Annotated in this window: 19 protein-coding genes; 3 read left to right on the plus strand and 16 right to left on the minus strand. The window is 67.6% G+C overall.

Annotated features, from left to right (window positions below):
* The 11 genes from IEZ24_RS10975 to IEZ24_RS11020 form a co-directional block, all read right to left on the minus strand.
* Entirely contained in the window at positions 1 to 270 is a 270-nt protein-coding gene (locus IEZ24_RS10975; RefSeq protein ID WP_129454070.1) for a PAAR domain-containing protein, read from the minus strand.
* Between the two features lie 11 nt (positions 271 to 281).
* Positions 282 to 2,030 carry a type VI secretion system tip protein VgrG gene (gene vgrG, locus IEZ24_RS10980; RefSeq protein ID WP_129454069.1) on the minus strand — a complete coding sequence of 583 codons (1,749 nt, stop codon included), beginning with the start codon at positions 2,028 to 2,030 and terminating at the stop codon, positions 282 to 284.
* On the minus strand, positions 2,027 to 2,734 hold the full coding sequence (locus tag IEZ24_RS10985; RefSeq protein WP_129454068.1) for a CIS tube protein: 708 nt from the start codon (positions 2,732 to 2,734) through the stop codon (positions 2,027 to 2,029). Before IEZ24_RS10985 ends, vgrG begins: the two co-directional genes overlap by 4 nt.
* A 2-nt stretch (positions 2,735 to 2,736) precedes the next feature.
* The gene (locus IEZ24_RS22545; RefSeq protein ID WP_224745205.1) at positions 2,737 to 2,913 is read right to left on the minus strand and encodes a DUF5908 family protein; all 177 of its coding nucleotides are present in this window, start codon (positions 2,911 to 2,913) and stop codon (positions 2,737 to 2,739) included.
* Positions 2,914 to 2,953: 40 nt separating this feature from the next.
* A complete protein-coding gene (locus tag IEZ24_RS10990; RefSeq protein ID WP_129454067.1) occupies positions 2,954 to 3,391 on the minus strand; it encodes a phage tail protein in 438 nt (145 codons plus the stop codon).
* An 8-nt stretch (positions 3,392 to 3,399) separates the two neighbouring features.
* A complete protein-coding gene (locus IEZ24_RS10995) occupies positions 3,400 to 3,837 on the minus strand; it encodes a phage tail protein (protein ID WP_129454066.1) in 438 nt (145 codons plus the stop codon).
* Positions 3,838 to 3,880: 43 nt separating this feature from the next.
* Positions 3,881 to 5,311, minus strand: coding sequence for a phage tail sheath family protein (locus IEZ24_RS11000; protein ID WP_129454065.1), 1,431 nt, complete (start codon positions 5,309 to 5,311; stop codon positions 3,881 to 3,883).
* 20 nt (positions 5,312 to 5,331) lie between these two features.
* Positions 5,332 to 6,378 carry a hypothetical protein gene (locus IEZ24_RS11005; protein ID WP_129454064.1) on the minus strand — a complete coding sequence of 349 codons (1,047 nt, stop codon included), beginning with the start codon at positions 6,376 to 6,378 and terminating at the stop codon, positions 5,332 to 5,334.
* Positions 6,378 to 6,989, minus strand: a complete 612-nt coding sequence (locus IEZ24_RS11010; protein WP_207206727.1) for a DUF4255 domain-containing protein — start codon at positions 6,987 to 6,989, stop codon at positions 6,378 to 6,380. The genes IEZ24_RS11005 and IEZ24_RS11010 overlap by 1 nt, the downstream gene beginning before the upstream one ends.
* Before the next feature lie 63 nt (positions 6,990 to 7,052).
* Entirely contained in the window at positions 7,053 to 7,271 is a 219-nt protein-coding gene (locus IEZ24_RS11015; RefSeq protein ID WP_129454062.1) for a hypothetical protein, read from the minus strand.
* Positions 7,272 to 7,385: 114 nt separating this feature from the next.
* Positions 7,386 to 8,255: a BTAD domain-containing putative transcriptional regulator gene (locus IEZ24_RS11020; RefSeq protein WP_129454061.1), complete on the minus strand. Its 870-nt coding sequence runs from the start codon at positions 8,253 to 8,255 to the stop codon at positions 7,386 to 7,388.
* Positions 8,256 to 8,739: 484 nt separating this feature from the next.
* Between IEZ24_RS11020 and IEZ24_RS11025 the strand changes: the two genes are divergently transcribed.
* Positions 8,740 to 9,468 carry an NYN domain-containing protein gene (locus IEZ24_RS11025; RefSeq protein WP_129454060.1) on the plus strand — a complete coding sequence of 243 codons (729 nt, stop codon included), beginning with the start codon at positions 8,740 to 8,742 and terminating at the stop codon, positions 9,466 to 9,468.
* A gap of 528 nt (positions 9,469 to 9,996) precedes the next feature.
* Positions 9,997 to 10,920 (plus strand): MEDS domain-containing protein, encoded by a 924-nt coding sequence (locus IEZ24_RS11030; protein WP_129454059.1) that lies wholly within the window; start codon positions 9,997 to 9,999, stop codon positions 10,918 to 10,920.
* A gap of 122 nt (positions 10,921 to 11,042) precedes the next feature.
* Here IEZ24_RS11030 and IEZ24_RS11035 read toward each other — a convergent pair whose 3' ends face one another.
* From IEZ24_RS11035 to IEZ24_RS11045, 3 genes are read right to left on the minus strand one after another with little or no spacing between them, the layout of a single operon-like run.
* A complete protein-coding gene (locus tag IEZ24_RS11035) occupies positions 11,043 to 12,530 on the minus strand; it encodes a hypothetical protein (protein ID WP_129454058.1) in 1,488 nt (495 codons plus the stop codon).
* Positions 12,527 to 14,128 carry a TRAFs-binding domain-containing protein gene (locus IEZ24_RS11040; protein ID WP_129454057.1) on the minus strand — a complete coding sequence of 534 codons (1,602 nt, stop codon included), beginning with the start codon at positions 14,126 to 14,128 and terminating at the stop codon, positions 12,527 to 12,529. Before IEZ24_RS11040 ends, IEZ24_RS11035 begins: the two co-directional genes overlap by 4 nt.
* Before the next feature lie 20 nt (positions 14,129 to 14,148).
* Positions 14,149 to 15,165, minus strand: a complete 1,017-nt coding sequence (locus IEZ24_RS11045) for a lipase family protein (RefSeq protein ID WP_129454056.1) — start codon at positions 15,163 to 15,165, stop codon at positions 14,149 to 14,151.
* Positions 15,166 to 15,433: 268 nt separating this feature from the next.
* Between IEZ24_RS11045 and IEZ24_RS11050 the strand changes: the two genes are divergently transcribed.
* Positions 15,434 to 18,013: a hypothetical protein gene (locus IEZ24_RS11050; protein WP_129454055.1), complete on the plus strand. Its 2,580-nt coding sequence runs from the start codon at positions 15,434 to 15,436 to the stop codon at positions 18,011 to 18,013.
* Positions 18,014 to 18,303: 290 nt separating this feature from the next.
* Here the strand turns inward: IEZ24_RS11050 and IEZ24_RS11055 are convergent, their stop codons facing one another.
* Entirely contained in the window at positions 18,304 to 18,969 is a 666-nt protein-coding gene (locus tag IEZ24_RS11055; protein ID WP_129454054.1) for a hypothetical protein, read from the minus strand.
* A gap of 29 nt (positions 18,970 to 18,998) precedes the next feature.
* Complete coding sequence (locus IEZ24_RS11060) at positions 18,999 to 20,102, minus strand: hypothetical protein (protein ID WP_129454053.1); 1,104 nt, start codon at positions 20,100 to 20,102, stop codon at positions 18,999 to 19,001.
* Positions 20,103 to 20,288: the final 186 nt, after the last annotated feature.

A 20,288-nucleotide genomic window follows, 5' to 3' on the forward strand; every position in this document is an offset into this window, starting at 1 on the left:
TCAGCCCCCGATCAGCACGGTCGGCTTGCCCGGCGGCATCACCACGCCACCGGCGGCGGTGGGGTCGGTGACGCGGGCGGCGGGCTTGCCGCCGATCTGCACCGTGCTGGATCCCTTGACGATGGTGTCGACCCCGCAGCTGTCCCCGAGAGTTGCCGCGGGCAGGTTGCCGATCAGCACCGTGGGCGTCCCCGGCGGGATGATCGGCACCGGTGCACCCTGCGTCGCCGGGCTGACGATCTGGTCGGTGACTCGGGCTGCCGGGAACATCCTGCTTCCTCTCAGTTGATCTGGACGAGCGATCCCTTGACGACGGTCGTGCCGCTCGAGGAGACCTTGACCCCGCCTTGGCCCTCGGCGGTGAACTGCGCCTGGGCAGACGCCGTGACATTGGCGCCGGCCTCGAGGGAGATGTCTCCTGAGGACTTGAGGACGATGTCCTTGCTGCTCTCGAACGTGATGCCGTTGGCGTCGAGCGTGATCGAGCTGCCGTTCTGGTCCTCGATCTTCACCGCCTTGTCGGCCTCGGAGAGGCTCAGCCGGTTGCCCTCGGGCGTCTCGAGCGACGCGACCTTGCCGTCGTCGTCGAAGGTCAGCTTCAGCTTCGACCTGCTCACGTATCCCTTGACGTGGTTGAGGTCCGCTCCCGGCACCGGCGCGGGCTTGGCGCTGCTGTGGCACTGCCCCAGGACCACGGGATGACGCGGGTCGCCGTCCAGGAATCCCACGACGACCTCGTCATCGAGCTCCGGCCGAAAACAGGTCCCGCGCCCGGCTCCCGCGTCGAGCGTGGCCACGCGGGCCCACACCCCGTCCTCGCCCGTACTGACCAGGGGCAGCCGAATCTGGATCCGGTCCTCGCCGTCGGGGTCGCCCTCAAGAGCGACGACGACGCCGACCTGGAGGCCATTGACCGAGGGCAGCAGCCCGGCGGCCGGGAGCGCCGTCACCGGGAACCTCTCGAGCTGGGTCTCGGGCTTCAGGCCGAAAGCGACGTCGGTCTCCCAGTTGCCGTTGGCGAAGGTGTGGAGTACTCCCGACACGAGCTGGGGGCCGGCGAAGCGGTCGCCGATGCCGTTGACCTCGACGACGTCGCCCGCCGTGACGCCACTGAAACCCTGGAAGCGGACCCTGCCACGCACCTTGGCGAGCCGGTCACGGAGGAGGTGCGCGTCGGCCAGGGCCTGCAGCTCGGGATCGCCGAGCCCGCCACCGTGGCGCAGGACCACGGGGTCGCCCCCGAGCACGTCGGCCAGGTCGCTCGGTGAGAGGTTGCCGGTGTCGAGAAGGCTCGGCTCCGAGCCTTCGACCTCGAGGAGCTCCTGGTCGGTCGCGTTCCATGTGGTGGCAGTGACGCCCGGCACCTGGTGGCGGGCATCGATCTCGGCGTCGAGCTCGAGCACGGTGGCGCCGAACTGGGCGGCGACCACCGGCGAGGCGTCGGTCGCAGGTGGCCGCACGGTGACCGTGCCGTCGCGCACGGCCACCACGTGGCCGTTCGCCTCGGCCCGGCACACGACGAAGTCCCAGTCGGTGGCGTCGTACTGGATGACCTCGCGGAGCGTCGGCTTGGTGCTCGCGACGTCGCGCTGCAGCCCGTACTCGCCGATCAGCCCGTCGATGAGGTCGCCGTCGGTCGTGTCGAGGTGGAGGCGGCTCTTGCGGCCACGGGTCATCCGGACGGCTTCGTCGCGGCACTCCAGGGACAGCAGGCTCCCGCTCTTGCGTACTCGGATCCGGTGCGTGATCACCAGGCCCTTGAAGACGGCCTCGGTCTCACCGCGGTAGCCGAGCCGGATCTCGATCGGCCGGCCCGGGACGAAGTGCTCGGTGTTGCTGGCCGGGAACGTCTGCTGCGACGCCTCGCCGTCCCGCAGCTGCACCGATGCCGAGGGGATCCGGTTGAGCTCCTGGAAGACCGACGCCGACAGCACGTGGAAGGCGGTCGAGATCTCCTCCCCATCGATCAGCAGGCTGATCGAGCAGACGTCCGGCGTTGCGGGCGTGGGGATGACCGTGGCGTCGCTCATCGTCCGGCTCCGGCCAGGTCGACGGGTGGGAACCGCAGCTCCTGCCCCGGGGACAGCGAGCGGAAGTCGTCGAGCCGGTTCGCGGCTGCGACGAGGAGGTAGTGCCGGGGGTCGCCGTACACCTCGAAGCACAGCAGCGGAAGGTTGTCGCCCGGCCTGACGAGCCTGCGGTGGGTGAGGTCGGGCGACCTACGGTCCTCGACCGCGGCCCGCTTCTCGTCCTCGATCGACCCCTTGAACTTCACGCGAACGACTGCCCGGACCGGCTGGCCGTCGGGGTTGAACAGCTTGTAGGTGATGCCGACCTCGATGGCCCGCCCCTTGAAGACCAGGTTCCCCCAGACGAGCTTGAGGTGGTACGGCTCGTGAGAGCTGCCCTGGTACTCGGTGAGGAGCCTGCGGAAGGCGTCGACGTCCGCGTGGATCCCCTCAGGGCGTGGCCGTCCGTCGATGATCCCGGTGTTGTCGAAGAGGAAGTCGAAGGTGAGCTCCTCGGGAAGCGTGTACTCGAACTTGGTCTGGGCACCGCTGGTGCCCTGGCCTTGCCCGTCGGCGGTCTTCACCTTGTACTCGAGCGTGTACGTCTCGGGGTTGATCAGTGCCTCGAAGGTGGCCTTCGCGTTCGTGGTCCCGCCCGTCTCGGCCGCCTTTGCCGAGTCGAAGGCGAGGATCAGCATCTTCTCGAGCTTGCCCTCGGTCGCCATGGTCATCGATCCCGTCGGTCGGAGAGGACTTGCAGCACGTGCTCGACGCACTCCGCGACCAGCGCCTCGTGTGTCGTCCCGCCTGCAGCCTCCGGTGGCGTCGGCGCTCCCGCGGGTCTGCCGGTCGGCGGCGCCACGACGGAGACGCGAATGTGGAGCTCGTTGATCTCGACAGGCATCACGGTCCTCCCTCTAGCTGACGGCTGCGACTGTCGGCGGTCATGAGACTGTGAAGTAGCGGTAGGTGAGCTCGATGGTCTCGACAACGACGGAGTTCTCGTTCGCGTTGAGGTCGCTCACCGTCCACTTCTTCGGTACGGCGTGGGCGACCTTCCAGGTTCGCAACGGCTGCCCCTCCTCGTTCATGAGGATCACGGAGACGGCGCTCGGCCGGAAGTCGCGGTCGCGGAAGGCATCGGTGAACCAGGAGATCACCTGCGACCCCACGAGCATCCCGCGCTTGAGCGACAGGTCGCCGTACTTCGTCCGCACCGGGAGCTTGTGGGTGAAGCGGTTCTCGCCGCCCTCCTTGTACTCCTCGGTGTCGTACTCGACGGTCAGTCCCGAGACCGTCTGGAACCTGGTGTCGTTGGCGTCCCCGCTGAAGGGGAAGTCGACCCGGTAGTAGAAGCCCCACGGCGGGTAGTACTCGGTCACGGTCCGCCTCAGGTCTTCAGCTGCTTCAAGCCTTCGTGCGCGAACTCGAGGCTCTCGATCGCGGACTCGTTGGCGTCGGACTTCAGGTCGGGCGCGGTGACCTTGACGGGGAAGCAGCGCGCTGCGGTCCACGCCGCCACCGGCTCGTGGGCCTCGTTGAGCAGCCGGATGGTGATGTCACGCCGGTTGCCGTCACGCTCGTTGGCGACCAGTTCGAGCCACTCGTTGAACTCGAAGTCGCCCTCGAACTTCCCGCGCTTCAGGGTGATGTTGTTGTTCTTCACCATCCCCGGCATGGCGATCTTGCTGAAGTCCTTGCTGTCGCTGTGGCGATACTCGATCTTCTCGCGCTCCATCACCAGGCCGGTCACCTCGGTGAAGCTGAGCTTCGAGCCACCCCAGTCGACCTGGAAGTGGTATCGCGGGATCGGATAGTCCTGGGGCATTGCGTTCTCCGTTCGTCAGGTGGTCATGAGGTTGGGGACGGACTCAGCTCTCGGCCATCTTGTGAGAGAAGCGGAGGACGATGAACTCCGCCGGGCGCACCGCGGCCATCCCGATCTGGACGATCATCCGGCCCTCGAGGATGTCCAGCGGCGTCATCGTCTTGCCGAGACCGACAGCGACGTAGAAGGCGTGCTCGGGCTTGATGCCCTGCAGGGCCCCGGCACGCCACTGCGTGGTCAGGAAGTTCTCGATCATGGCCTGGACCTTCACCCAGGTGTTGGCGTCGTTGGGCTCGAAGGTGAACTGGTCGGTGGCCTTCTTGACCGACTCCTCCACAAAGGTGAAGAACCTGCGCACGCTGACGTAGCGCCATTCGTTGTCGTTGCCCGCGAGCGTCCTGGCGCCCCACACGAGCGTCCCCTTGCCCACGAACGGACGGATCGCGTTGACGGACTTGCCGGCGGTCGGATCGACGTTCATGGCGTCGTTCTGCACGTTGCCGAGCTCGATCGTCGGCCTGACGACGGCCACGAGGGGCACATTGGCCGGCGCCTTCCAGACTCCCCGGTCGTTGTCGACCTTGGCGAAGACGCCGGCGATGGCTCCGCTGGGCGGCAGCACGAGGTCCTTGGCGCGTAGCGCCGCGATGGCCCGCTCGCGCAGCTCGTTGGTCGCCACGGCATCCAGCGCGGCCGTCGTGGATGCGCCACCGTCGACGACGTGCGACACCTGCACCGCGGCCTCGTCGTAGGCGTAGTCGAGGATCGTGGAGAGGTTGGGTGCGTAGGCCGCGCCGTACTTGAGGAACTGGCCCGGACCGGCATTGCGGAAGTTCGCGACCGCCTGGATGAGGTTCGCATCAGGGTCGGACAGCGATTCGGCGCCACCGTGCGCGTCCATGATCACGAACCGGTCCTTGAGGTCGTTGCACTGCGTGAGCGCGGCGTCGTGCAAGGTTGCGTAGTCCGCGATCGGTAGGGACTGCGCCTCCGGGATCACGATCAGGGTCGGTTCGTCCACCTTGGACAGTGGTTCGAGGGCTGCCTGTAGCTCGGCGAGGACCAGATCGGCGGCGACGACCTTGAAGTCACCGACGGAGACGATGAAGCACGACTTGCCGCCGTTGGCGTAGAACATCTGCAGCGCGTAATAGAGGATGTGCTTGGACCGCGTGTCCTCGTCGACCGTCACGCTCGACGTGACACCGATCGGCGAGCCGGGCGAAGCCGTCGTCGTGGTGGTGATCGTCACCGCGAGTCCTGTCTCGGGCTGTGGGCCGCCGAAGTACTGCTCGAACTCAACCAACGACTCGATCCGCTTGGGCTTGAGCAGGAGGTCGTCCGCGATCTCGTTGGTCGCCCTCTCCGTGTAGCCGATGAACGCGGGAATGGCGGTGTCGACGGGCGCCACGCTCGGCGGGAGCTTCGGTATCTCCTCGATGTAGGCGCCGGGTGTCTTGTACGTAGTGGCCATGGCCTTCCCTTCCTGGTCGGCTAGACGTAGATCTCGGAAATGAGCTGGGTGACCCGGGTGGGGTCGTTGCTGTCGCGTTCGACCGCCAGCGCGTCTGCCCGTGGACTGCGATCGGTCCCCTCGTTGCCGAAGTACGTGAGTGGGGTCGGGCTCGCGTCGGCCGAGGTGATGCTCCCGTCGCGCTGGTTGCGGTACCTCCGGGTCGTCCAGCGGTTGCGAAGGTGCATCTCGAAGACCCGGGTCGGAGTTCGCACGGTGCCGTTCGCGTTGGCGAAGCTGAAGGCGTTGTCGTCACTCCGCCGGGGTGCCAGCCGGATGATCGCGACGACGTCCGGTGGGACGCCCGGGGTCTCCGACGGCCGAACTCTCGTGATCGTGGCGAGCTCGACACCTCGCGGTGGTGCGCCTGTCGATCCGGCGGGCGGGACAACGGCGGGGACGTCGCCCTGGTGCACGTACACGGGGAGCTCCGATCTCGCGCCGAGCACGTGGAACGGCGCCCCGGGGGGGTCGCCTGTGAGCTGACGCACCTGGTTCCCCGAGGTCACCAGGGCCTCGACACCGTCGCCTGCCGTCGACCCTGCGTACTCGGTCGAGAGGAAGAGTCGTTTGGCCGCACCGTTCCCGCGTCCGGCACCCGTGAGGTTCGACAGCACGGGGACGTTGGCCTTGTAGCGGTGGATCGTGCCGTCTGCGGGGTCGGCGACGTCCACGACGGTTTGTGGCCGCAGCGTCATCGCGGTGTAGGCGGTGTAGTCGAAGGCCGCCGCCCGGACGTGGAACTCGAAGGTCGAGTCGAGGTCCACCGCGGTGCGCTGTGGCACCGCCACGACGATGCCGAGGCCGGTGGCCCGGAAGATGCCCTGCATCCCAGCGATGAGCTGGACGGTCCCCGCGGACGGCTCGACGACGAGGACCTTGCGAACGTCGTACGTGAGGAGGCGCGACGTCCTGGCCTCGTCGTCGGCGATGGCGCTGAACTCGACGGCACCCTCGTCGAGCCAGTAGTGATGGAAGACCCGGACCTCGAAGAGCCGGAGGAACACGGTCTGCAGCCGCTCGCCCATCAGGTCGCGCCCCTCGTGTGCGCGTAGTCCTGCACGACCTCGGTGATGAGGCCCGACTCCCTCAGGGCGGCGCCGGAGCGCAGCTCGAGTGCCCGCACGGCGTACAACGCGAAGGGGAACTGCTTGCCGCCGAGCATCCCCCACATGTCGTTGATCTCCTCCATGCTGGGAGACCAGAGGCTGACGACCATCCGGAACTCCGCGAGCCGGTCGCGGTCGTTGACCGGCGCACCGGCCGTCATCGACCCCGGGTGCACGTTCTCGTGGGTGAACACGGTGCGGGACTGGAAGAACAGCAGGGCCCGAGACAGCGCACGCAGAGCATCGTCGTAGTCGGTGTGCGTGGCAGCCACCAGCATGGCGAGGTTGAGGACAATCGGAGGGTTCTCGTGGCGCACCCTGAGGGACGCGTCGTCGCGGACATAGGTCTGCCCGTTCCTGAGGGTGCGCTCCTCCTGGATGTTGACCAATGACATCAGCACCCGGTTGCGGCCCTGGCCGTTGCCCTGGCTGCCGGCCGACACTTCCGCGACGTTCCCTAGCTCCGCGTGCGGCGAATTGCCGCCGAAGCTTCCGAGATTGCGCTCGAGCTCGTTCTTGATGATCGTCATGCCGTGCGCGATCACGTCGCCACCGCCGTGCTCTGGGCCGAGACGCCGGTATCCGCGGGACCACTAGCCATGACGTCCACGCTCCCAGCGCCGAGGCGTGACACCGTCCGCGTCGAGGTCCGCCTCGATGCGGGCCTGCACCTCCTCGAACGAGCCCACGTATCCCTCCTCGGCGATCGACAGGTCACGCAACCGGCCGCGGACGATGGCCGGCAACGAGTCGATGACCCGCCGTTCGATCCAGACGTCGAGCAGGTATCTACGTCTCCACTGAGGGACCACCCAATGCGCCTTTCCACGACTGCCGTACACCCTCGCGCGAGGGTGTCACCGTGGCGTCTCGATGACGGCGAGCCGCCATCACGGGTGCGTCACGACCGAACCCTGGAGTGGGCGTCAGCCCATCTGGCGCAGGTGCTGGAGGGCTCGATCGACAACGATGGCGAGCCGGTCCACCTCGCGGCGCGCACGCTCGAGGTCAGTCCGCAGCGCCGAGAGCGACGGCGAGAGGGCGGAGTCGCCGTGACGCAGCCGGGCGTACAGCCCGATGGTCTCCGGCAGCGGGTCTGTGCCGAGCTCATCGAGCAGGACCTGTCGGCACCTCTCGAACTGACGCTCCACCAAGTCGTCTCGCCCGGCGGCGGCGTACGCCGTCATCAGGTGACGGTGGACGTCCTCCCGGAGCGGCTCCATGGCCAGGGCGAGCTCGCCAAAGCGCCGAACCTTGAGGTGCGCACCCTGCTTGCCGTGATGGACGACAAGATAGTCCAAGGCGGTCAGGTACATCGTCTCGATTCGCGTGCGCTCGGCAAGGACCCACTCGTCGACGCAAGGCTCTATCAGCTGCCCGCCATGGAGGGACACCGCACGCTCCAGTCGGGAGGCGAGGTCGGCAGTCAGCGCATCGGGCGGTGCCTCCAACGCGGGCGCGACGAGGCCCTCGAAATCCTGTGTGTCCAGGGCCATCTCTACCGTGGGACTCAGCCGCATCCTGTCGTCGCGCGTGCACTTGACGAGGTCAACCCCGGTCGCCGTCCGGACCTCGGTGCGCAGGCGCCACAGTGCCGTGCTGAGGCGACGTCGTGCGACGGGCTCCGGACAATCGGCGAACAGCTGCGCTGCCGCGACCTGACGTCGTTGCCCGTCCTCGGGCGCGAGTGCCAAGTAGGCGCAGAGCAGCGATGTCCCCGGGGACAACGGGATCGGTCCTGTGGTTCCGATCAAGCGCGGCATTCCCAGAAGAATGAGTTCGAGACGCTCAGTCATCGGCCCCCCCAAGATGAACGACGCGCTAACCAAACTAGAGGCTCTCCGCGTGGGCACGCCAGATCGATCCACTCGGGACAAGTAACTTGTCTAGACCGCCGGACATCCTTGAGACATCCTCATTTACGGCGGCTGGGGATCGGGCGACGGCGGTGCTCCGGGCTTGCCAGCTCCGGACTGGGGTCGCGAGCCAAGAACACGTAGCTTGCCGCGGAGCTGAGGGCGATCATGCAGGCCCGCGGCTCCGTCTGACGGACCTGCGCGACACCCGGATCTCGGCTAAGGCCGGACCGTCGGTCCGCGACAAAGGCACTCTTTGCACGATCGTGGCCGACGACTCGTTCATCAAGCGAACTCGGACAAACTCTCAAGTTTCATCGAATCCTCCTCCGCGTCCCGTCCTCCGGCCGAAGGTGGGCGTTGAGGAGCAGCGGGCGTCCGTGGGGGATGCACGCATGTATTCGTGGGGGGACAGGGGCGAACAATGATCGCAGCAGTCGAGCGCGAGCCAGAACCCGACAGCGAGGACGAGCTGACCACCCTCGTCAGACGCTGGATCGCCAGGCCGCAGCCGGACCGAACCTGCAGCGAGGCGGCCACAAGCACCCTGACAAGGGTGCGGCCACCCACATCGCTGCCTACTCGTCGCTCGCAACTGATCGCGGCCGAGGCGCCGGTCGGGCTCGCCGAGGAGCCTCCCGAGCTCCCGCACATGCTTCCGTCACCGCCGGAACTGGCACAGCGGCTAGCCCTGCTGGTCGACGCCCGGGCGACGCCGCCAGAGACTGCCGACGGCCTGTTGGAGGTCCTGGCCGGCATGGGATCGATCACTGTGTGCCGCGGTTATGCCGACTGGACCCGGCCAGACATGGGCGAGTGGCTTGGTCTGCTGCGCCGGCACGGCATCCAGCCCGTGCATCACTTCTCCGAGGAGGGTGCCGACCTTGACGACGAGCAGGCGCTGGTGTCGATGTCCGTGGATGCGGTCGACCTCGCGCGCAACTCTGCAGTCGACGGGGTCGTGATCGTGGGCAACCCTGGCTCGATGGTCCCGCTGGTCACCCGGCTGCACGGCTCCGGTGTCCGCGTCGTCACCGTCGGCCCCGAGTCCACGCCGTACGGCGTGAGGGCGAGAAGTGACGACTTCATCGACTTCGCGACGCTGGCTGCTCGGCCGACGGAGAGCACGCGTGCGGGCAGGCACCGCGCCTGAGCGATTGAAGGTGGGGCGCAAGGCCCGCAGCACCAAGCAGGTTTGGGTGGGCTTCCCACCTCACCGACGCCGAAAGGTAGGTCGTGCGAATGCCGGATGTGATCAGCTCAGCGAATGGCCCCAGAGCGGGTCGACGCCTCGCGCTCGAGCACTTGGCGAGGTGCGCCACGTGCCGTAGGCGAACGCTGCACCAACGATTCGTCACCCTCGATGCGATCGGCGACATGATCAGCGACGAGTCGATCTGCGTCCCGTGCGCGGAGCGCACCGCTGGACCCGGCTCGCCCGGCCCGCTGGCGATGATGAAGCAGGCACGTGATGCCAAGCCCAAGTCGCAGCGTTCTGGCCTCCGTCGCACATGACCGTGCGCCGGGCGGTGGGCGTAGCCCTGTGGAATGTCATGCGATGCCCGTCCATCGGGGTCAGCCGCAGCCCCTTCACAGGAGTGCTTGAAGAGCGCACAATCGGGGGACAACACACGGTGAACCGGGACCTCGGAGCTCGGTGGCGGCGGAGGAGTCGTGCTGAATGGCCGAGAGGGAGCACGTCGTCGCGGCGTACGACGAGCCCGGCGCTCTGGTCGCGTGCGTAGCCAGCTTCGTCGCGGAGTCGCTCGAGAACGGCATCCCGGTCGTCACGATCAGTCGCACCGCGCACCGTCGTGCCGTCGATGACGTGCTGGCCGGCCTGGGGGCCGACCCGGTGGGTGCGAAGCGGGACGGCACCCTCGTCACCCTCGATGCCGACGAAACGATGAGCCTGTTCATGGTCGAGGGGCGTCCCGACCCCGCCCGCTTCGCGGCGGTCGTCGCATCCTTGGTGCCGACCGGCGGGGGTCCCGTCAGTGCCTTTGGCGAGATGGTGGCCTTGCTCTGGGAGCGCGGCGAGGTGGCGGCCGCCCTTGAGCTCGAGTCGTTGTGGAACACCGCTATTGCGGCGCAGCCCATCAGACTGCTGTGCGCGTACCCCGGAGAGCTGCTGTCAGGCTCCAGTCTGAGCGACGTGGCGCGGGCATGCGACCTGCACGACCGCGTCAGCCTCATCGGGGCCCACCCGGGCGCGGGCGACATTCCGCGTTGTCCTGACGCGGCCCTCTCCAGCATCCACCTCCCCGTCCCGGCGGCTGTCTCGTCCGTGCGTCACTTCGTCCGCGACGCCCTGACTGCCTGGGATCTTCACGCCCTGATCGGTGACGTCACGCTGGTCACCTCCGAGCTCGCCACCAACGCCATCACGCACGGCAGCTCGCCCTTCCGGACGTCGCTCACTCGAGCCGACGGCGTCGTGCGCGTCGCCGTCGAGGACAGATCAAGAGCCTGGCCCGAGCGGCACCACGCACGTCCGGGCGACCAGGACGGCCGGGGCATGGCCATCGTGGCGACGCTGTCGCTGCGGTCCGGCTGCGAGTCCACCCCCGGCGGCAAAGTCGCGTGGGCCGAGCTGAACATCTGACCCGGCGCGGATCGGCTGCCAAGAACATCCGAGAAGGGGCGGGGCTGTGCGGTTTGGCTCTGACGTCCAGGCACGTTGGACAGTCGGCAAGTTCGCAGTCCTGCGCGATCGTGATTCGCGGACTAGGGGGAGGGCAGAGGACCTCCGAGGCGCGTGAACACGGCCCGCGTCGCATCGAGGGCCCGCTCGTACTCGGTCGCGAACGTGGCGGTCGCCTCGACTGAGTAGTCGTCGAACTCGTGCGTCTTGCCCGACGAGAGCAACTGAAGTCCGATGTACTGCGTCAGCTCGAGATGCTCACGCAGCATATTCAGATGAGCCTCGCGGCGCTGCGGCGTGAGCGCGGCAATCCGCGGCTCCTCAGGCTCGTAGTACTCGAGCGCTGCCTGCAGCAGACCGGCGTACGACGCAAGCGTTCGGCCGGTTCGATCGTGCTCTGCGAAGAGCAAGGTCGCGTAGATCCGGAGCTGAAGGTGCACGACCGTGAGAGGAAGGCACTCGACGTGGCTGTCGAGGGCTTCGTCGACGAGACGCCCGAGATCGGCGGACATGGCCCGCAGACGGGCGACATCCTCGTCCTCGAGAGCGGGACTGAAGTCGAAATCAAACCAGGTTTCACGGTTTCCCGGCCGCAACAGCGAGCTGTCGCCAGCGATCCCAGCTCGGCTCAGGCCGCCGCTCGTTCCCAGCTCCTCCGGGGTGATCACGAGGAACCGTTCTGACACCCATGCTGTCAGCTCGCCCTCGGTCATCTCCGGAGGGGGACCCTGCTTGGACCAGATCACTTGTTCGCCGAAGAGTCCGCGAAGTCCCTCCTGCACCCCCAGATGCTTTCGCGTCTCCTTCATCGCGGCGGCGTCGAGCACCACGGTCACGCGGTCGCGGCGCCCGTCCACATCGAGCTGGGCAAGCTCCCAGAGCAGACTGGGCGTCGTCGACGAGACGTAGACGACGTAGTGATCCATCCGGTCCAGGAGATCGAGGACGCCTTCCTGCCACCTTCGGGCGTTGAGGTAGATGGCGCTCGGCCGCGCAACCACCCACCTGATGAGCTCTCCGTAGCCGTCGCTGAAGAAGTCCTGGGCGGTGATCGTGTCCCAGTACACGTCCTTCGGGCTGATGACCTTGAACAGCGCAACGTCGTCACCGAGCATCTCGGCCAGCTTCATTCCAAACGTCTGGGTGTGGTAGGTGGACGAACCCAGGGCAGAGCCCGCGCCGATCGACACCGAACCCTCGACGTCGTATCCCCGGAGGTACAGCACCTGCTTGCCGTCGTACCGATTCATCAAGCGATTGTTTGCCGCTTTGTGGCAGGTCTGAACGTAGAAGTAGACGCCGAGAATGTAGGCGAGTTTCTCCTCGTCCAGCGCTCCGAAGTCGAACAAGACGTGTCGTCCCAGTTCGGTCGGCCGTGTCGGGGTCTCGATGAATCCGCGCTCGTGCAGCCGTTCCAGGCTCTCGGACGCGGCACCCAAGTAGTGGCGGAACCAAGTGTGCACGAAGTAGCCGAGAAGTGCCTTCGAGCCCCTGTCGAGGAGCTCGAGGTCGATGTCGGGAGACGGGTCGTCGTGACTGGGCATGAGGCGGTCAGTTCCGTCCGAGTTCACGTCCGCATGGCGTCGACCAGTTTGTCGAGCCGGATTCCCTCGTTGGCAGCCTGCCCCGAGCCGCGGAAGGCGTCGACGGCGCCGTGGTGGAGGGCGATCACCTGCCATTCGCTGTCAAAGACTGGGCTTCCGGAGTTCCCCTGCTCGGTGGGGGACCGGTAGTGGGCGTACCTCTCGTCGGCTGAAAGGAGGCGTGTGTCGTGCAGTGACACCTGGATGTTGGGGCTTCCCTTGGGGTAGCCGATCACGTACGCACGGGGCGGTGGCTCGGTGTCGAGACTCGGGAACTTCGCTCGCAGGGGCATTGGGCGCACCTGGTCGCTGAGGTCGTCCGGCAATGGCAGGATGCAGGCATCGAACTCGTTTCGAGGGGACTCCCACAGCGTGCTGCCCACGGGGTCCACGTGGCCTGCTCCAGACTCGTCGCCGTCCAATCCGCGGAAGACGATGTGAGCTTTGTCGGGGCCGAGAGCCTCGGGCACCACGTGCGCATTGGTGAGCAGCACGCGGTCTGGCCATTCAGGCCGGAGCAGCTTGCCCGCCAGCACGAAGCCGGTTCCCTGGCCGTCTTCGTACTTGTCCTCGATCAGTGCCACTGACCGACACTTGTCGAGCGCCTCGCGGAGCCACTTGGGAGACCTGAAGCGCTCGGAGCCGAAGACCTTCTCGTAGTCGATGTCGCTGCGGTCCCGCATGAAGTCGTCGACACGTTCGAACCGCTTGAGCGACTCCGGGGTGAACTCGCTGGGGTCGACGTAGATGGCTCCCCCTTCGGCCTGCAGCAGACGGCCCCTCAGCAGCGGGAGCAGCCGCACTCCTGGCTCCGAATGCGCGTCGAGCCGCCACGCCAGCTGGAACTGCCGCAAGGTACTGGCGTACTCGAAGGCGTTGGCGTCCGGTCCGAGGTAGTCGACGTACCGGCACGTCCAGGCGACGGCATCGTCGTCCCGCCCCAGCACCAGACAGGCCTCGGCAGCCGTGGCAAGCTCCCACACCCCCGGACTCCGTCTTCGCTTGATCTTGGTGAGAAGGTCCTTCGCGATGACCCTGGCCTCCGCCAGCGGGTCTCGGTGACGGGGCACCGACACATGATCGCCGGCAGCCCGGGCGAGCAGGGTGGCGGTGTTGATGCCGTGGTAGTAGTGCTTGCGGGGATCCAGTCGGTACGTCGCTTCGTAGGCTTCGATCGCCTTGCGCAGGTCCGTCGTCCGCTGGCGCCCGGCTGCTGGGCCGCTGGTGAGGTAGCGCTGCTTGTGCACCCGGCCGATCGCGCCGGTCACTTCCGGGTCCATCCCTGCACCCTTGGGGAGAGTCCGCAAGAGCGACTCGGCGACGGCCGTCCGGTCGTAGTCCAAGAGGGCCAGCGCGTAGCGGTGCCGGACCTCGACGCTGTCGACACCGTGAGCCAGCAACGCCTCCGCAACGCCGTGAACCAAGGAGATCTGGCGCTTGCTCTGGAGGATCTTCAGCACCTGGAGCGCAGTGGCAGCGTCCACGGGAACGTTCCGCTGCCGCACATCAAGGATGAACTGCGCACATGTCTTCTGCATCTCGACGGTGTTGAACTCCGTCGCTGCCTTCCGAAGCCGCTCGACCACTCCCACATCGGCTGGGCTTGTCACCGGAGCTCCAGCATGTCCGCCAAGGCGCGGCGGAGCAGTGGTTTGCTCAGGTACTTGCCGACCGAGTGTCGCCAACGCCCCCAGTTGGCTTCCTCGATGTCGATCACCACGCTGCTGCCGCCGCGCCGGAAGTCGTTGGCAAGGACCGGGTCGAAACCACACACGGGGTCGAGACGGTCGAAGACGTTCGCCCACTCACCCCTCACTCGCTCCGTTGGGAAGCCGTTCCAGCGCGACCATCCGGGTTTCAGCTGGTCCTGGACCTCGTCGAGCCCGAGAGGGCTGCCGACCGTGATCAGGCCGTCAACCTCGGGCGCACCGTCGACGTTCTGGAGGACGTCGTACGCGATGACGCTTCCGAGGCTGTGGCCGACCACGACGTGCGGGCGTGAGCTGCCAGCCGCCAACATCGACTTCAGCGCACGTCGTCGCACCTCGGTCCTGACGTGATAGAGCTCACCCGGACGTGGCTCGTGGGCCGTGTCCCAGAGGTAGTGATGGACGTCCCGGAGGAAAGCCTTCATCAGCCGCCGCTTGAGGGGACCGGGAAGAGGCACGCGCTCGAAGTCGATGCTCGGCTTCGCAGGCGCGCCGAGCTCGGTGGACGGTCCGACGTCGTCCGCATCCGCGTACGCCTCGTCGTCACCCGGATCCGCGTCGGCAAGGTCGCTCTCAGACAGCGTGCTCTCGGCCAGCCAGGTCACGGCTCCCACCTCGGCCGCGATCTCTCGGACCTGTGCCTGCTCGGCTCGAGGCAGGTCGCGGAACCACGCCATGTCCAGGTGTTCGGCGCCCGCGAGCTCTGCGTCCTCACCGGCGGCCTCCGCCCCCGCCGCAGCCTCGGACAACGGATTCTCGTAGAGGACGTCTGCCCAGTAGCACATCGAGGTCGTCACGTCCTTAGAGCCCAGGTCGGGCCCGTCGTTGTCGCGCAGGGCGTCGAGCCACGCCTTCAGCAACGGCCCCTCGGCGACCTTGTTCGAGATTCCGTGGATAAACGTGACGTGGCCCATGTCTCGGTCTACGTCAGTGGAGTGCGCCGAGGCAAGAGCTCGACAGATGCTTTTCGAGTGACCGTGCCAGAGAGGGGTCGGTCCTGCGCTGCCGTGCGCGGGTCCATCCGCAACGTCTCCAGGCCCTTCAGGCGTGCGCGGGCGGTTCGGCGTGCGGTGGCTGCTCGGCTCGGGACCCGGGCCCAGGGAGCGCACCGCTCCGCTGCGCGCCGGAGCCCTGGTGCGGCGACGGATCGCCGCGGGCCGGAAGCAGTGCTTTCATGGGGGCATGTCGGAAGCCGACGAGGGGTCGCCACGACACGGTCAGGCGATCGAGGTCCATGACCAAACCGTCGAGGTGGTCGAGCGCGCCGAGGGCTACCGCGAACTGCGCTGCAGGCCGGCGACGTGGTCCTACCCGGGTCGGCGTCCGATCGCCGAGCTGCTGACGGAGTACTACAGCCAGCGGATGGACGTCGATCCGTATGGCACCCAGAGCGGTGGGATCTGGTCCGGCAGCGACGCCGCCCTACGCCTGCAACGCCTGCCCGCGGACGATCTGGCCCTGCGGGAAATCACCGCACTCGCCAGCCGGCGATCGACCGGTCTCAATGCGCCGTCCCCGTGGGTGTCGTCGCGCGAACTCGAGACGCTCGCCAAGGAGTGGGAGGGCGAGGCGCGCGACATCCATTTCAGCCAACGACCTCCAGTCGAGTCCAGGGACAACGACCTGTGGACCCAGTACGGCATGACGGAGACCCCGGGCCTGGAGGTCATCACTGGCTACGCCATGGGTCCCAGTCGGGTCAGGCCGTCCGCGCAGGCTCGCGCGGACGGGGGCCTCGGCAGCTGGCAGCCGTGGTCGGTGGTGGCGACCTGGAAGCGCTGGCCCCGGCGTCAGCAGGCATACGCGTCGGTGCCCGGCACAGGCACTGACGGTCATCTGCGCATCTTCGTGTCACATCGCTGGGAGAGCTTGGACCATCCGGATCCCGACGGGGCGCAGCTCTTGGCCCTCAACGTAGGCCTGACGCTGTCACTGGCGGCGGCGGTGCTCGCTGGTGGCGACGAGTTCACGACCCGCTCGAGGCTGCCCGAGCTGTTCCGAGCACATCTGCGGCGGGCGCACCATCTTGGTCTCCTCGGAGATGCCGCGCTCCGCCGCTGGGCCTCGCAGGTGAGAGAGGTGGCGCAGGGGGCAACGAACGAGGAGTCCTTCGACCGGGACGCCACGGCTCTCGACGTGGCGCCGGTCGACCGCCTCCTCCGCGACGTCCGGGAGCGGGTGTTGATCTGGTACGACTACGTCTCCATGTTCCAGGCGCCCCGGACCGAGGACGAGGAGGTGGCCTTCCGAGCCGAGATCCTGCAGCTGAACGCCATCCAGTCGCGGGCCGCCACCGTTGTCATCGCCGGGGACGTCCAGTACGTCGAACGCGCCTGGTGCTTCCTCGAGCTGTGCGGTGGCCTGCGAGGCGCGATGGCCGAGCTGACGCCGTCGTGGGGGACCAGTCTCGACGTCGGCACCCGACACACCCGATGGACGGCCCTCAGCGATCAGCTCATCGGCGCGTTGAACGTGCTGGGTGTCGAGGCGATCCAGCACAGCGGCCTCGAGGCGACCCACCCGACCGATCTTCCGGTCGTGGCGCGTCTGATCTCGGAGCTGCCCTTGACCGGCAAGGTCGAGACCGACGACAGTGACCTCGTCGGCGGCGTGATCCCGATCCCTCGCCGCGGCGGCGGCTGGGTGCTGGACGTCCCTCCCGATCTGGATGAGGGAGCCGTGCAGGTGGCCGAGCTCGCCGCGGCCGGGTTCACGACCGTGCCACATCACGAGGAGTTGTGTCGAGCGCGCGCGAGCTTCCCCACCGTCGACTCGCTGGTCGATCCGGTCGGCATCTGGGTGTACACGACCCAACGGACACTGAGTCTGGTGTGGGCTCTGCGCGCGCAGGACTTCTGGAGCTCGCTGCAAGGGGTGCTGGACCTGACCGAGCTCGGCGTGGCGTCGGCGCACCACGGGCAGGGCCTGCATCCTCAGGTGGCGTGCATGTGGGCCGACGCTAGGGGACTCGCCGAGGACGGTCTCGGCTGGACGCGCATCGTCCCAAGCACGGCCTCGGTGCTGGTGGTCGTGACACAGGCGGACCTGCCGCCCATCTGCCGGATCTACGAGCGTGTGGTGGGCTCGCACCTCGCCGCCGGCGCCACGGTGATCACCTACACGCCGGACTCCGGAGCGGTGACGCTGCATCGGCCGGCGCTGGACGGTCCCCGGGCCGGGCAACGGCAACGTGCACGGCGTACGCCGCCGCAACCGACGCCGGTCGAGGCCGACGTCCTCGCATTGCCACGGGTCCGACGGTCCGACGCCTACCCGCGGCAGTTGCTTCTTCGGCAGCGACTCTCGACGGAGGACTTGGAAGTCTGCGCCGCACTCCGCCTCGATCCTGCTCGTGGGACCCCTCTCCCCGGGATGGTCACCGCTGCCGTGGCAGCGTCCGGAGTCGGCACGGCAGGCACCGCCATTCCGGCGTCAGACATGCTCGCGTACCGCGACCAGCGCGTACGCGTCGAGGCTCGAGCGCGTTCGGTGGCTGGTACGTGGGAGCAGTGGTTCGAGCCGCGACTCCAGGCGTCTGCGTGGTCCGAGGGCATGGCAACGACTCAGCTCGACGTGATCGAGCAGCTGGTCGACGCCGTCGCCGCGGGCTTCGACAACCCGTTCCGGCGACGCCGGCTCCTGGACGTCCTGGTCACCGAGCACGAAGGATATGCGCTGCCCCCGTGGATCGTCGGGGAGGCCGCGCAGCTGATCGAGGGGATCGGTGACCTGGAGACCCAGGCCGGCGACGCCCCGCAGTGAACGGTTCTCGCTCCGCCGAGGATCAACACCGGTCCTGCCCGTGTGGACGGCGTCGTCACCCGCGACACAGCCATGAGCAGCACCGAGAGCCACACCAGCGAACGGCGCGAGGCTCGACCCTCGACACCCGATCCGCTCCAGCCGACCAGCCCGTCCTGCGGTACCCGCCCGCCGACCAGGGCGACGGGGCCCCGCCGACCAGGGCGACGGGGCGTGTACCGGCCAACGAGGGGATCGTCGTGGCCGCCGTCATGGGCAGGTCGTGGCGGATGGTGCCCGCATTGAGGCGGTCACCGAGCAGACAAGGCGTCCGAGAGGACTTCCGCGAGCGCCTTCGGGTCGTCGACGGAGACGATCCGCACGAGCGGTGAGGCCGCGATCCGCGCGGCGCGCTCATCGGCCGACGGGTCCCGTCGGGCCGATGCGATCGTGTCGGCGGTGCGCCCCGAACCGGCCAGCACGATCACGGGGCGTCCTTTCCTCAGGCTGTGATGCACGTCGGCGTAGGCGATCTCCCCTCCGTTGACGAGCAGGGTTGCGGATCGGTGCCCGGTCGTGAGGGCGGACGCGACTTCGGACAACCAGGGCGACTCGTCTCCCCAGTCGTGGCCCGGAACGAGAACGATGTGGGTGTGATGGGGATCGACGTCGGCCTCGCCCCCATCTCCCGGCGATCGCACGGTGCCGGCCGACGCCACGCCGATGAGCGGGAAGTGCGCGTCGGCGTCTGATCGGGCCCGACCGATCGCCCGCATGATGCCCGAGTCCGTCCCGCCGTCGACGACCATCGCGCCGATGCGCTCGATCACCGGCACCACGTAGTCGCGGACCAGGTCGGAGAGCCGGGCCTCCTCGTCGGCTTCCAGCCCACCCGCGCCACCCACCAGCACGAGCACTTGTCCGCTCGACAATCCGGCCTCTTCGAGGACACGCGGCACGTCATCTTCATCGGACACGCGGATGCTCCGGGGGCTGCTCGACGGCATCAGGGAGAGCCGGACTCTGTCACGTCGGGCACCTGCAGGTCGGGCGCGCTGCCTCGTTGGCGGGGGAGCGATAGTGCCATCGGGTCGACTTGGCGGTGCTTGACATGGCGCAGGTAGTCGCGGATGAGGCCCGGCAGCTCGTCCTCGGACACGGTGTGGACATTGAGCGTGCGAAAGTACACCGGCAAGCGACCTATGCGTGCGGGGTCCAGGGTGTACAGAAGCGGTTGGAGGCCCCGGCCGTGGGCGTATCCGACCTCGTACATGACGTTGTCGTTCATGGCAGTGATGTCGGCGATGATCGCAGTGCTGTTGGCCACCGCGTCGAAGAATGACGAGTAGATCTGCTCGCTCCTGCCGACATCCTTGAGACGCACGGCCTCCATCTGCTCTTCGACGGTTGGTCTGATCACCGAGGAGTAGCGCTCGTCATCGTCCTCGCGGTAGGGCTGGAGGACGAGGCAGCGACCGACGCGAGCGGATCGGATGACCTCGACAACGGACCGTACAGCTGCAGGGTCCTGAAGGCCTCGTTCATTCAACAACGCGAAACACCGTTCGACCTCGCCTGGTGCGAACGCAGCCTCGATCCGATCGCCGTACGTCTCGTACGCCTTCTTCGAGTCGCCACCCGTGTGGGGGATGGGCAGGGCGGGCACGCCCAGATCGATGGCCTGCTCGAGCACGACCTCTGTGTTTCTCTTGCCGGCGACGGTGAGAACGACGTCGACGCCCCCGACCATCGAAAGCCGCCGGCCGAGGGCCGTGCGCCCTGCGATCATGCGCACAGTCACGCCGAGGTCCTCACCCATCCTCACAACGCCGTCGACATCCGGGCGACCGTCCAGACTTCCCTCAGGGACCCACGCCTCGAAGAGCGTTCGCAGGTCCTTTCCGAGACGGTCCGCGGCGCGGCGGGCGCCCTCGAGCGCAGCCGAATCCGTCGAGGTTGCCTGGGGACGATCGCCCCGACGCAAGAACCCGCCAGTAACGAGCACCGAGGGCAGAGTCATGAGAATCTCCTCCGCCAGAGACTGCACGAAACCTGCAGGCATGCCGTCGAGGTCGGTGCCGCCATACATGCAGACACGCAGCATCCTCATCCCGCGATCATGCGCTTGACCGATCGGGGCTCGCAAGAGCGATTCCCTCCGCGCGCCGGTAAGATGTAGAGGCCCAGCGACTCACTGATCGTCCAGGCCGAGTCGCCGGTCCGGGGCCGCGACGACCGTCCAGCACGCCTACTCCCGTCTCCATATCGGGGGAGCTCGACAGGCTGCGGCGAACAT

This window comes from Nocardioides ganghwensis (assembly GCF_014779655.1).
Classification (GTDB): domain Bacteria; phylum Actinomycetota; class Actinomycetes; order Propionibacteriales; family Nocardioidaceae; genus Nocardioides; species Nocardioides ganghwensis.